This window comes from Trujillonella humicola (assembly GCF_046233715.1).
GTDB lineage: Bacteria > Actinomycetota > Actinomycetes > Mycobacteriales > Geodermatophilaceae > Trujillonella > Trujillonella humicola.
In genome coordinates, this window is record NZ_JBJNRJ010000036.1 from 38,457 (window position 1) to 49,245 (window position 10,789).

Here is a 10,789-nt window from a genome sequence, read left to right on the forward strand (position 1 = left end):
ACCCATGACCGTCACCGAGGACCGTCCGACCACCCAGTCGACCGGCCGCGTCGTCCGGGTCACCGGGCCGGTCGTCGACGTCGAGTTCCCCCGCGACGCGATGCCCGACCTGTTCAACGCCCTGGAGGTCGAGGTCACCCTCGCCGACCTGGGCAAGACGCTGACCCTCGAGGTCGCCCAGCACCTGGGTGACAACGTGGTGCGCACCATCTCGATGGCACCGACCGACGGCCTGGTGCGCGGCGCCCAGGTGACCGACCTCGGCCGCCCGATCTCGGTGCCGGTCGGTGACGTGACCAAGGGCCACGTGTTCAACGCTCTCGGCGAGTGCCTGGACACCCCCGGCTACGGGGCCGACGCCCTGCACTGGGGCATCCACCGCAACCCGCCGCGGTTCGACCAGCTCGAGGGTCGCACCGAGATGCTGGAGACCGGCATCAAGGTCATCGACCTGCTCACGCCCTACGTGGCCGGCGGGAAGATCGGCCTGTTCGGCGGCGCGGGTGTGGGCAAGACGGTGCTCATCCAGGAGATGATCCGCCGCGTCGCCCAGGAGTTCGGTGGTGTGTCGGTGTTCGCCGGTGTCGGCGAGCGCACCCGTGAGGGCAACGACCTGATCACGGAGATGACCGAGTCCGGGGTCATCGAGTCCACCGCCCTGGTCTTCGGCCAGATGGACGAGCCGCCGGGCACCCGCCTGCGGGTCGCGCTGTCGGCCCTGACCATGGCCGAGTACTTCCGCGACGAGCAGAACCAGGACGTGCTGCTCTTCATCGACAACATCTTCCGGTTCACCCAGGCCGGCTCCGAGGTCTCCACGCTGCTGGGTCGCATGCCCTCGGCCGTGGGCTACCAGCCCACCCTGGCCGACGAGATGGGGCAGCTCCAGGAGCGGATCACCTCGACGCGCGGCCGGTCGATCACCTCGATGCAGGCGATCTACGTGCCCGCCGACGACATCACCGACCCGGCGCCGCACACCACCTTCGCCCACCTGGACGCCACGACGAACCTGTCGCGGCCGATCTCGGAGAAGGGCATCTACCCGGCCGTGGACCCGCTGGACTCCACCAGCCGGATCCTCGACCCGCAGTACGTCGGGCAGGAGCACTACCAGGTCGCCCAGCGGGTGAAGCAGATCCTGCAGCGCTACCAGGAGCTGCAGGACATCATCGCCATCCTCGGCATCGACGAGCTCGGCGAGGAGGACAAGGTCACGGTCAACCGGGCCCGGCGCATCGAGCGCTTCCTCTCGCAGAACATGTTCGTGGCCGAGGCCTTCACCGGTCAGCCCGGTTCCTTCGTGCCGCTGTCGGAGACCCTCGAGGCCTTCAAGGCGCTCACCGAGGGCCAGTACGACCACGTGCCGGAGCAGGCGTTCTTCATGTGCGGCGGGCTCGAGGACCTCGAGCGCAACGCCGACAAGCTCAAGAAGGGCTGACGGAGGACCCCGCTGCCCCCCGGGTCCCGCACGCGGGACCCGGGCCCGGGCAGCGGGGCCCCTGCCGGCCCCCGTGACCACATCGAGTACCAGTCCAGGAACGAGGAGTGTCGTGGCGACCCTGCAGGTCGAGCTGGTGGCCGTCGAGCGGACCATCTGGTCCGGCGAGGCGAGCATGGTCATCGCCCGCACCACCGAGGGCGAGCTCGGCGTCCTGCCGGGCCATGCGCCGCTGCTCGGCCAGCTGGCCGACGGCGGTGTCGTGACGATCCGTACCACCGGGGGCGAGGACCTGGTCGTCGCCGCGCACGGCGGTTTCCTGTCCGTGTCCCAGCAGGGCGTCTCCATCCTGGCCGAGACGGCGGAGATCTCCTCCGAGATCGACGTCGAGCGCGCCCGCGAGGCACTGCGCCGGGCCGAGGGGGAGGGCGACGACCCCGAGTCCCTCGCCGCCGCCCGGCGGGCCCAGAGCCGGCTGCGCGCCGCCGGCCACGGAGCCTGAGCTCCCTGCCGGTCCACCCCACCCGCAGCCGCCTTCGGCCGGACCCCGGACGCGCCGCATGACCACCGTGGTGCTGGTCCTGGTCGGGGTCCTGCTGCTCCTGGTCGTCGTGGCGTTCCTGCTGCGCCGCCGCTTCCTGCTCTCCGGCCTCGGCGCGGTGACCATGTGGCTGCGCCCCGGCGGGTCCTCGCGCTGGTCGGTGGGCGTCGCCTGGTACGGCGGGGACGCGCTGCTGTGGTACCGCGCGCTGTCGCTCTCGGTGCGCCCGCAGCATCGGCTGTGCCGGGGTGAGCTCGAGGTGCGGGGCCGCCGCGGGGCCACCCGGGACGACGTCGCGCTCCCCGACGACGTCGTGGTCCTGTCGTGCTCCACGGCGGACGGGCCGCAGGACCTGGCGATGGACTCCTCGACGGTGACCGGCTTCCTGTCCTGGGTGGAGTCGGCTCCCCGGGGCCGCTAACCCCCCCCGGAGCCGCTAGCGGGCCCGGCCCCCGCCGGGCTGCCAGAGCACGTCGCCGTCGGGGTTGGCCCGCCGGGCGAGGATGAACAGCAGGTCCGACAGCCGGTTGAGGTATCGCGCCGTCTCGGCGTTGGTGCGGTCGGGATCGGCCTGCAGCAGCGCCCACACGCTGCGCTCGGCCCGCCGGGCTACGGTGCGGGCCTGGTGCAGCAGGGCGCCCAGCGGTGTCCCGCCGGGCAGGATGAAACTGGTCAGCGCGGTGAGGTGGGCGTTGTGCTCGTCGCAGGCCGCCTCCAGCCGGGCGGTGTAGTCGGCGGTGACCCGCAGCGGCGGGTGGGCCGGCTCGGGCACGATCGGCGTCGACAGGTCGGCCCCGACGTCGAACAGGTCGTTCTGCACGCCGCGCAGGAGCGCGGCCAGGTCCTCGGCCGGCTCTCCGAGGGCCAGGGCCACCCCCAGCACGCTGTTGGTCTCGTCGACGTCGGCGTAGGCCACGAGCCGCGGGTCGGTCTTCGCGACCCGGCTCATGTCTCCCAGGTGCGTCTGCCCGGCGTCCCCGGTGCGCGTGTAGATGCGGGTCAGCCGGACGGTCATGGGACAGAGCTTAGAAGAAGGACCCCGCTGCCCCCCGCCACTCGCAGGCTCGCGGCGGGCCCCTGCAGCGGGGCCATAGGGTGACCGCGTGGAGTGCTTCGAGGTCACCGGCGGCACCGCGCTCACCGGCCGGGTCCGCGTGACCGGGGCGAAGAACAGCGCCCTCAAGCTGATGGCGGCCGCGCTGCTCGCGGCGGGGCGCACCACCATCGACGAGGTCCCCGACATCCTCGACGTCGCCATCATGAGCGAGGTGCTGCGCCGGCTGGGGTGCGAGGTGACCTACGAGCGGCGGCCGGGCACCGGCGGCGGTGGCCGGGTGACCATCGACGTCCCCGAGCAGCCCGGCACCGAGACCGACTACGACCTGGTGCGCAAGATGCGGGCCTCGATCAGCGTCCTCGGCCCGCTGGTCGCGCGCTGCGGCAGCGCCCGGGTCGCCCTGCCCGGTGGCGACGCGATCGGGTCGCGCGGCCTGGACATGCACATCGCGGGACTCGAGCGGCTGGGCGCCACCATCGACAGCGAGCACGGCTTCCTGGTGGCCAAGGCCCCCCGCCTGGTCGGGACGACGATCTGGCTGGACTTCCCCTCCGTCGGGGCCACGGAGAACCTCGTCATGGCCGCCGTCCTGGCCGAGGGCACCACGGTGGTGGACAACGCCGCCCGCGAGCCGGAGATCGCCGACCTCTGCGCCATGCTGAACGCGATGGGCGCGCAGATCGACGGCGCAGGCACCTCCACGATCACCGTCGACGGCGTCGCCGGCCTGCACCCGGTCGAGTACACGACCGTGACCGACCGGATCGTCGCGGGAACCTGGGCGATCGGCGCCGTCATGACCCGGGGGGACGTCGTCATCGAGCGGGCGGTGCCCGAGCACCTCACGGTCGCGCTCGACAAGCTCACCGACGCCGGCGCCGCGGTCGACGTGCTGCCGGAGGGGGTGCGGGTGGTCATGGAGGAGCGCCCGCGCTGCGTGGACGTCGTGACGCTGCCGTTCCCCGGGTTCCCGACCGATCTGCAGCCGATGGCCGTCGCGCTGGCGGCCGTCTCCTCGGGAACGGCGCTGATCACCGAGAACGTCTTCGAGGGCCGCTTCATGTTCGTCAACGAGCTGGTCCGGCTCGGGGCGCACGTGCGCATCGACGGGCACCACGCCGTCGTGCGGGGGCGCGAGCGGCTGTCCAGCGCGCCGGTGCTGGCCACCGACATCCGGGCCGGCGCCGGCCTGGTCCTCGCCGGGCTGGTGTCCGACGGCGTCACCGAGGTGGCCGACGTCCACCACGTGGACCGCGGCTACCCGGACTTCGTCGACCAGCTGCGGGGACTGGGCGCGACGATCGAGCGGGTCACCCGCCCCGACTGACCCTCAGCCGGGGAAGGTCGCCGCCAGCGACCGTGCCCGGTCGGCGTCCTCGGGGAAGACCAGGACCTCGGCCCGGTGCGGGCCGGGGAACCGGACCGTGGACCGGATGCCGGCGTCGGACAGGACGGCCCGCAGCGCGAGCGCGGACTCCCGGCTCGAGGTGGTGGCCACGCGCAGCAGCAGGCCGTCGTCGGCCGGCGCGGGGCGGCGGTGCCGGGGCTGCGTGCCGCCGGTGCCGAAGGCCCAGCGCATGAACAGGGCCAGCAGGGACAGGACGGTGAAGACGACGATCGGCCCGACGACCCAGTTCACGCTGCCCGCGACCGCCACGGCCGCCACCTCCCGCCTCGCGCCCCACCCCATCGGTGGCCGGCCGTTCGAGTGTTCCACCGGGTGCCGGAGCCGGGGGCGGGGCTGCTACTGGCCGGTAACCGCCCTATCCTCCGTCCATGCCGTTCCCCTCGTCGCCAGAGGAGCGCGACCGTCCCTGGGTCATGCGCACCTACGCGGGCCACTCCTCGCCCGCCGAGTCCAACGCCCTGTACCGCCGCAACCTGGCCAAGGGCCAGACCGGCCTGTCGGTGGCCTTCGACCTGCCGACCCAGACCGGGTACGACCCCGACGACGAGCTGGCCGTCGGCGAGGTCGGCAAGGTCGGCGTGCCGGTCACGCACATCGGCGACATGCGGGCGCTGTTCGACGGCATCCCGCTGGACGAGATGAACACGTCCATGACGATCAACGCGACGGCGATGTGGCTGCTCGCGCTCTACCAGGCGGTCGCCGAGGAGCACGGCCACGACGTCGGCAAGCTGGCCGGCACCACCCAGAACGACATCATCAAGGAGTACCTGTCGCGCGGGACCTACGTCTTCCCGCCCGGGCCGTCGATGCGGCTCATCACCGACATGGTCGCCTACACGGTCACCGCCATGCCGAAGTGGAACCCGACCAACATCTGCAGCTACCACCTGCAGGAGGCCGGGGCGACGCCGGTGCAGGAGATCGCCTACGCCCTGTCCACCGCGATCGCGGTGCTGGACTCGGTGCGCGACTCCGGGCAGGTGCCGCAGGAGCAGTTCGGCGAGGTGGTCGCGCGCATCTCCTTCTTCGTGAACGCGGGCGTCCGCTTCGTGGAGGAGATGTGCAAGATGCGCGCCTTCACCGAGCTCTGGGACGAGCTGACGAGGGAGCGGTACGGGGTCGAGAACCCGAAGCACCGCCGCTTCCGGTACGGCGTGCAGGTCAACTCGCTCGGCCTCACCGAGGCGCAGCCGGAGAACAACGTCCAGCGCATCGTGCTGGAGATGCTCGCGGTGACCCTGTCGCGCGACGCCCGGGCCCGGGCCGTGCAGCTCCCGGCGTGGAACGAGGCGCTCGGCCTGCCCCGCCCGTGGGACCAGCAGTGGTCGCTGCGGCTGCAGCAGGTGCTGGCCTACGAGACCGACCTGCTCGAGTACGAGGACCTGTTCACCGGCTCGGTCGTCGTCGAGCGGAAGGTCGCCGAGCTGATCGAGGGCGCGCGTGCCGAGATGGCCCGCGTCGAGGAGATGGGCGGTGCGGTCGCCGCCGTCGAGTCCGGCTACATGAAGGGCCGGCTCGTCGCCTCGCTCGCCGAGCGCCGGCGCCGGATGGAGAGCGGCGAGGACGTCGTCGTCGGCGTCAACCGGTTCGACAGCACCGAGCCCAACCCGCTGACCGCCGATCTGGACGCCGCGATCATGGTCGTCGACCCGGCGGTCGAGAACGCGGCCCAGGAGGCCGTCCGGAGGTGGCGCGCCGAGCGCGCCCCCGAGCCGGTGCAGCAGGCGCTGGAGCGGCTACGCCGGGTCGCCGGCACCGACGAGAACCTGATGGACGCCACCCTCGAGTGCGCCCGCGCGGGCGTGACGACGGGGGAGTGGGCCGGGGTGCTGCGCGAGGTGTTCGGCGAGTACCGCGCGCCGACCGGTGTCGCCGCGGCCACCGGCGGGGAGGCCGGCGAGGGCCTGGCCGCCGTCCGCGACCGCGTGCGGGCCACCGGGGAGGAGCTCGGCGGCCGGCTGCGGCTCCTGGTCGGCAAGCCGGGCCTGGACGGTCACTCCAACGGCGCCGAGCAGATCGCCGTCCGGGCCAGGGACGCCGGCTTCGAGGTCGTCTACCAGGGCATCCGGCTCACCCCCGCCCAGATCGTGTCGGCCGCCGTCGAGGAGGACGTGCACGTGGTCGGGTTGTCGGTGCTGTCGGGCTCGCACCTGCAGGTGGTCCCGGCCGTGCTGCGCGGCCTGCGGGAGGCCGGCCTGGACGACGTCCCGGTCGTCGTCGGCGGCATCGTCCCCGACAGCGACGCCCGCCGGCTGCGGGAGCAGGGCGTGGCCCGGGTCTTCACGCCCAAGGACTTCGGCCTGACCGACATCATGGGCCAGATCGTCGACGTGGTCCGCGAGGCCAACGGGCTGCCCGCCGACTCCGGCGAGCGGGTCCCGGCGCCGGCCTGACCGCCGTCGGCGATCAGCCGAGCCGGACGACCTCGCCCGTCGTGGCGCTGCGCCGGGCGGCGTCCAGCACGGTCGCGGTGACCACGGCGTCACGGGGGTCGACGGGCACGGGCCCGGTGCCCCGGACGGCGGCGGCGAACGCGGGGTAGAAGACGTCCCACCGGCCGCGCTCGGTGGGCACGACCGCCCCGTCGTCCCCGCGGCGCAGCCGGCCGTACCGCTCCGGGGGCTCGACACCCCAGTGCTCGCCCTCGCCGGCCGGGGTCCGGCCGGCGAGGAGGGCCGCCTCCTGCCCGTCCATGGGGCCGCCGACGACGTAGGCGCTCTCGGTGCCCGAGACCCGGAACCGGTAACCCGGGGCGCCCTGGCTCCAGCTGCCCCACAGGTGGGACCGCCCGCCGTCGGCGTGGGCGAGCGCGACGAAGACGTCGTCGTCCAGGCCGCCGTCGCGCACCCGCCACTCGGCGTAGACCGACGTGACCGGGCCGAGCAGCACGAGCGCCTGGTCGACCAGGTGGCTGTGGAAGTCCAGCAGCGTCCCGCCGCCGGCGGCCGGCGGGCCGGGCTCCGGAGCGAAGCGCTCGAACCGCGACTCGAACCGGGCGACCCGCCCCAGCCGGCCGTCGGCGACCAGCGCGCGCACGGTGCGGAAGTCGGAGTCCCACCGCCGGTTCTGGTACGGCGCCAGGGGCAGCCCCCGGGCCGCGGCGAGCTCCACGCTGCCCCGGGCCGCCGCGGCGTCGAGCGCGAACGGCTTGTCGCAGACGACCGCGAGGCCGAGCTCCAGGGCCTGCTCGGTGAGCGCGGTGTGGGTGCCGGCCGGGGTCGAGATCGCGACCGCCTCGGCGCCCGCGGCCACCAGTTCCCCGAGCGAGTCGAAGGTGGCCACGCGGGGGTGGTCGGCGGCCACGAGGGCCCGCCGTTCGGGCGACGTCGTCACCACGCCGAGGAGGTCGACCTCCGGCGCCGAGGCGAGCAGCGGGGCGTGGAACCACCGACCGCCGAATCCGTAGCCGACCAGGCCGAAGCGCACGGGGTCCATCCCGCGATCATGCACCTCGCGCACCGCGTCGGGCGGCCGGGACGGTCCCGGCTCCGCCGTACCGCAACGTGTGTGCACGGTGACCGACAGCGGTTACCGTGCGGCATGTGGAGTCCCCCCGCGCCGCTGTCGCCGACCCGGCCCGGCTGGCGGCCCTCGCGAGCTACCGGCTCGGGGGCCACGCGGGCAACGACGACCTCGACGCGGTCGTGGCCTACATGGCCCGCGCCCTGGACGCGCCCATCGCGGTGATCAACCTCGTCGGTCCGGACCTGCAGTGCTTCCCGGCGGAGATCGGTGTCGGGGTGCCCTTCTCCGCGGTGCCCGACGAGCTGTCCTTCTGCGCCTACGTGGTGGCCACCGGTGAGCCGCTGGAGATCAGCGACGCGTCGGCACACCCGGTGTTCGCGGAGAACCCGGCGGTGGCCGCCGGGGCCATCCGCGCCTACCTGGGGGTGCCGCTCGTCGACGAGGACGGCTTCGTCCTCGGCTCCCTCGGCGTCTTCGACGACGACGTGCGCACGTTCCTCGGCGCGGACCTCGACGTCCTGCAGATCCAGGTGCGGCTGGTGCGCAGCGTGCTGTCGCTGCGGCGCCAGGTCGCCGCGCACCGCTGGGACGCGCGGCTGCTGGAGCTGCAGAACCGCGCGCTGGAGTGCGTGGCCACCGGCGGTCGCCGGGAGGAGGTCCTCGACCTCGTCGCGGCCGCCGTCCGCGGCATGGCCCCGGACGCCGATGCCGCCCAGCGGCTCGCGCTCGACGACACCGTGGCCCGGCTGTCGGCGATCGCCACCGAGGCCGACGCCTGGCGGCGGGCCCTCACCCGCACCGCCCGGGTGGACCCGCTGACCGGCCTGGCCAACCGTGGCCACCTGATGGCGGCCGGCGAGAAGGCGCTGACCGGGCGGGGCGGCGCGGTGCTGTTCGTCGACGTCGACCGGTTCAAGGAGGTCAACGATCGCGCGGGGCACGCCGTGGGGGACCGGCTGCTGACCCGGCTGGCGCAGCGGCTGGAGGCGGGGCTGACCGGCTTGCCCGGCGCGATCGCGGGTCGGCTCGGCGGGGACGAGTTCGCCGCGGTCCTGCCCGGCCTCACGCAGGAGGAGGCCGCCGCGGTGGGCGAGCGGCTGGTCGACGAGCTCGCCGACGAGGTCGAGGTCGGACGGCGGACGGTGCGGGTCTCGGTCAGCATCGGGCTCGCCCTGGCCGGGCCCGGGGCGACGTTCCCCGAGGTGCTCGCCCAGGCGGACCTGGCCATGTACGGCGCGAAGGCCCGCGGCCGCGGGGTCCTGCACGCCGGCGGCGGCGACCTCCCGGTCCCGCGGGCCGGGGACGACGTCCCCGCGGGCGGTGCCGCGGGGGCCGCCGCTCGGTAGCGTCGGTGCATGAGCGGCATCGCGACCGGAAGCACCAGCGGCGTCCCCCGGGCCGAGCGGGCCGGGGACGTCGTGACCATCACGATGTGCCGGCCGGCGCGGCGCAACGCCCTGTCCCGGGAGCACCTCGGCCAGCTCCTGCAGGCGGTGACCGACGCCGCCGGCACCGACGCCACGGGGATCGTGCTGGCCGCCGAGGGGCCGGTGTTCAGCGCCGGCCACGACTTCGCCGATGTGGCCGGCCGCCCGGTGACCGAGGTGCGGAGCCTCCTGGCGCTGTGCACGGAGCTGATGCAGACGCTGCAGGAGGTGCCGCAGGTCGTGCTGGCCCGGGTGCACGCGCTGGCCACCGCGGCCGGCTGCCAGCTCGTCGCCTCCTGCGACCTCGCGGTCGCCGCCGAGTCCGCCGGCTTCGCCGCCCCCGGGGGCAAGGGTGGCTGGTTCTGCCACACCCCGATGGTCGCCATCGCGCGCAACGTCGGCCGCAAGCGCGCCATGGAGCTGGCGCTCACCGGCGACGTCATCGACGCCTGCACCGCGCTGGAGTGGGGGCTGGTCAACCGGGTCGTGCCCGATGCCGACCTGGACGCCGCCGTCGCCGATCTCATGGGCCGGGCTACGCGCGGGTCGCGGGCCAGCAAGGCCTGGGGCAAGTCGACGATGTACGCGCAGCTGGACCGGCCCGAGCGGGACGCCTACGACGTCGCCGTCGAGGTCATGGCCGCCGCCAGCCAGCTCGACGGCGCCCGCGAGGGGATGACGGCGTTCCTGGAGAAGCGACCGCCGGTCTGGCCCGACTGAGCGGGCCCCTGCACGGGCGCCGGACCGGCGTCGGATAGACAGTGCGGGTGACCGATGTGACCGAGTCCGACGCCGGCTGGCTCGCCCCGGAGGAGATGGACGCCGCCCGCGGGCGGCTGCCGATCGTGTACGTCGACGCGGTGCCGGTGCGGGTGGACGACCAGGGAGCGGTCACCGCCGTGGGGCTCCTGCTGCGGATGGGCGAGGACGGGCAGGTCAAGCGGGCGCTGGTGTCGGGCCGGGTGCTGTACCACGAGCGGGTGCGCTCGGCGCTGCTCCGGCACCTGGAGAAGGACCTGGGCCCGCTCGCGCTGCCGCGGGTACCGCCCGCGCCGCAGCCGTTCACGATCGCGGAGTACTTCCCGACCCCCGGGGTGACGCCGTTCCACGACCCGCGCCAGCACGCGGTGTCGCTGGCCTACGTCGTCCCGGTCGAGGGGGACTGCGCACCGCAGCAGGACGCGCTCGAGCTCACGTGGTTCTCCCCGGACGAGGCGCGCGACCCCGGCGTCCTCGCGGAGCTGGCCGGCGGGCAGGGCGCCCTGCTGCTCCAGGCGCTGGCCCACCTCGGCGTCTAGGACTCCGCGTCCGTCGCGATACCGGAGGAGACCCGTCGGCGTGACGCCTGTGTCGAGTCCCATGAGATGTGTCAGGGATGAAGTCTCATGACATCTGTCGCTTGATCATCACCGTGCCGATGAGGTGTGGTGGGAAGACGAGCGGCGAT

The 10,789-nt window shown here is 74.0% G+C and carries 11 protein-coding genes; 8 read left to right on the forward strand and 3 right to left on the reverse strand.

Annotated features, from left to right (window positions below):
- Positions 1-4: 4 nt before the first annotated feature.
- The 3 genes from atpD to ACK586_RS16935 all read left to right on the forward strand — a co-directional run bounded on the left by atpD (position 5) and on the right by ACK586_RS16935 (position 2,403).
- Positions 5-1,441: a F0F1 ATP synthase subunit beta gene (gene atpD, locus ACK586_RS16925; RefSeq protein WP_409331664.1), complete on the forward strand. Its 1,437-nt coding sequence runs from the start codon at positions 5-7 to the stop codon at positions 1,439-1,441.
- Positions 1,442-1,553: 112 nt separating this feature from the next.
- Positions 1,554-1,943, forward strand: a complete 390-nt coding sequence (locus tag ACK586_RS16930) for a F0F1 ATP synthase subunit epsilon (RefSeq protein ID WP_409331665.1) — start codon at positions 1,554-1,556, stop codon at positions 1,941-1,943.
- A 58-nt stretch (positions 1,944-2,001) separates the two neighbouring features.
- The gene (locus ACK586_RS16935; RefSeq protein ID WP_409331666.1) at positions 2,002-2,403 is read left to right on the forward strand and encodes a DUF2550 domain-containing protein; all 402 of its coding nucleotides are present in this window, start codon (positions 2,002-2,004) and stop codon (positions 2,401-2,403) included.
- A gap of 15 nt (positions 2,404-2,418) precedes the next feature.
- Here the strand turns inward: ACK586_RS16935 and ACK586_RS16940 are convergent, their stop codons facing one another.
- Positions 2,419-2,997, reverse strand: a complete 579-nt coding sequence (locus ACK586_RS16940; RefSeq protein WP_409331667.1) for a cob(I)yrinic acid a,c-diamide adenosyltransferase — start codon at positions 2,995-2,997, stop codon at positions 2,419-2,421.
- A gap of 88 nt (positions 2,998-3,085) precedes the next feature.
- Here ACK586_RS16940 and murA point away from each other — a divergent pair, with 88 nt between their 5' ends.
- Entirely contained in the window at positions 3,086-4,366 is a 1,281-nt protein-coding gene (murA, locus tag ACK586_RS16945) for a UDP-N-acetylglucosamine 1-carboxyvinyltransferase (RefSeq protein ID WP_409331668.1), read from the forward strand.
- Positions 4,367-4,369: 3 nt separating this feature from the next.
- On the opposite strand, the gene ACK586_RS16950 is transcribed toward murA, so the two are convergent.
- A complete protein-coding gene (locus ACK586_RS16950; RefSeq protein ID WP_409331669.1) occupies positions 4,370-4,696 on the reverse strand; it encodes a hypothetical protein in 327 nt (108 codons plus the stop codon).
- A gap of 119 nt (positions 4,697-4,815) precedes the next feature.
- Here ACK586_RS16950 and ACK586_RS16955 point away from each other — a divergent pair, with 119 nt between their 5' ends.
- Complete coding sequence (locus ACK586_RS16955; RefSeq protein WP_409331670.1) at positions 4,816-6,843, forward strand: protein meaA; 2,028 nt, start codon at positions 4,816-4,818, stop codon at positions 6,841-6,843.
- A gap of 13 nt (positions 6,844-6,856) precedes the next feature.
- Here the strand turns inward: ACK586_RS16955 and ACK586_RS16960 are convergent, their stop codons facing one another.
- A complete protein-coding gene (locus ACK586_RS16960) occupies positions 6,857-7,885 on the reverse strand; it encodes a Gfo/Idh/MocA family protein (protein ID WP_409331671.1) in 1,029 nt (342 codons plus the stop codon).
- A 107-nt stretch (positions 7,886-7,992) separates the two neighbouring features.
- On the opposite strand from ACK586_RS16960, the gene ACK586_RS16965 reads away from it, so the two are divergent.
- Genes ACK586_RS16965 through ACK586_RS16975 form a run of 3 tightly spaced genes read left to right on the forward strand, consistent with a single transcriptional unit; the run spans position 7,993 to position 10,640 of the window.
- Positions 7,993-9,261, forward strand: a complete 1,269-nt coding sequence (locus ACK586_RS16965; protein WP_409331672.1) for a diguanylate cyclase domain-containing protein — start codon at positions 7,993-7,995, stop codon at positions 9,259-9,261.
- A 9-nt stretch (positions 9,262-9,270) separates the two neighbouring features.
- Positions 9,271-10,062, forward strand: a complete 792-nt coding sequence (locus ACK586_RS16970) for an enoyl-CoA hydratase-related protein (RefSeq protein ID WP_409331673.1) — start codon at positions 9,271-9,273, stop codon at positions 10,060-10,062.
- A gap of 47 nt (positions 10,063-10,109) precedes the next feature.
- The gene (locus ACK586_RS16975) at positions 10,110-10,640 is read left to right on the forward strand and encodes a DUF4916 domain-containing protein (RefSeq protein ID WP_409331674.1); all 531 of its coding nucleotides are present in this window, start codon (positions 10,110-10,112) and stop codon (positions 10,638-10,640) included.
- Positions 10,641-10,789 lie beyond the last annotated feature (149 nt).

What these genes read in the sequence shown, in the direction of transcription:
- atpD (WP_409331664.1), top strand. Translation starts at nt 5, where the DNA reads ATGACCGTCACCGAGGACCGTCCGACCACCCAGTCGACCGGCCGCGTC.
- ACK586_RS16935 (WP_409331666.1), top strand. Translation starts at nt 2,002, where the DNA reads ATGACCACCGTGGTGCTGGTCCTGGTCGGGGTCCTGCTGCTCCTGGTC.
- ACK586_RS16940 (WP_409331667.1), bottom strand. Translation starts at nt 2,997, where the DNA reads ATGACCGTCCGGCTGACCCGCATCTACACGCGCACCGGGGACGCCGGG.
- ACK586_RS16955 (WP_409331670.1), top strand. Translation starts at nt 4,816, where the DNA reads ATGCCGTTCCCCTCGTCGCCAGAGGAGCGCGACCGTCCCTGGGTCATG.
- ACK586_RS16960 (WP_409331671.1), bottom strand. Translation starts at nt 7,885, where the DNA reads ATGGACCCCGTGCGCTTCGGCCTGGTCGGCTACGGATTCGGCGGTCGG.
- ACK586_RS16970 (WP_409331673.1), top strand. Translation starts at nt 9,271, where the DNA reads ATGAGCGGCATCGCGACCGGAAGCACCAGCGGCGTCCCCCGGGCCGAG.